This window comes from Oleiphilus sp. HI0125 (genome assembly GCF_001635355.1).
Window position 1 is genome coordinate 1 of the sequence record NZ_LWGF01000160.1, and the last position, 955, is coordinate 955.

1 protein-coding gene is annotated in these 955 nt (G+C 45.1%); it reads left to right on the plus strand.

What is annotated here, in order from left to right; translation table 11 throughout:
- On the plus strand, positions 1–400 hold a 400-nt coding region (locus A3762_RS02670; RefSeq protein ID WP_231878706.1), incomplete at its 5' end, for an AraC family transcriptional regulator.
- Positions 401–955: the final 555 nt, after the last annotated feature.

Consider the following 955-nt stretch of genomic DNA (forward strand, 5'->3'; position numbering starts at 1 on the left):
CGTCAGCAGCAACTCGTTAGTGAAAGGGATAATTCAATCGAAAGCCTCAGAGCTACTATCAGATATTCAAGGCACAAGCTCGACCCAAGAAAAAGTAAAAAAACGCATAGAAGAAAGAATCAAAAGCTCAGAACCAGTTAGTGCGGAATTAATTAGCGCCTCGCTGGGAATGAGCAGACAAACGCTCTACAGGAAGCTAAAAGAAGAGAGCAGCGATTTTAAAACTTTGTTCGATCAAATAAGAAAAGAGGAAGCAGCAAAACAACTAGATCGAGGAGTGAACCTGTCTTCGTTGAGTTTGCATCTGGGCTTTAAAGAGACGAGCGGCTTTTACAAGGCTTACAAGCGTTGGTTTGGCCACTCTCCTAAAGCGGTCTCTCGAGATCAAACTAAGAACTAGAAGCTAAGAACTAGGTCAAAGCTGATCTCTTCTCGCGAAATGCCCTAGCCCATTCGGACAGACGTGATCGCAGGGTGTTTTAGTAACACNTTATTTGCTGCTTTCTCAGCTTTGTCACCAAGATGCAAATGAATGATGTGTTTCTTCTGCGCTACATAACGACCCAATTGAGTAAAGTCGCGGTGAACTCGACGTAAACCCAGTAGCCCTGCCTCCCACGTGCAGAACCCAATCACAAGTCCGCAAAAAATGAGTCCTGCGCTCATGTATTCTGAACTCATTAAACCCAGACCTAAAAAACCGAAAAGCGCCACACCGGACAGGAACAAACCAAATATTAAGCCTGACCGCATCGACGGAATCGCATCCGTTTTCAGTAACTCGTTTTCAGCCTTGAGATGATGCGTGTCGACGCCATAGGCGTCGCCGCTCCAAACAGAAATGCTATCCTTCTCTACTCCAGCTTCCATCAACTCGTTTTGAATTAGCTCAACTTCGTCTAAATCGTCTGCCACAAAATACGTGTCTTTCATACGCTTACCCTCGTTCAAAGTA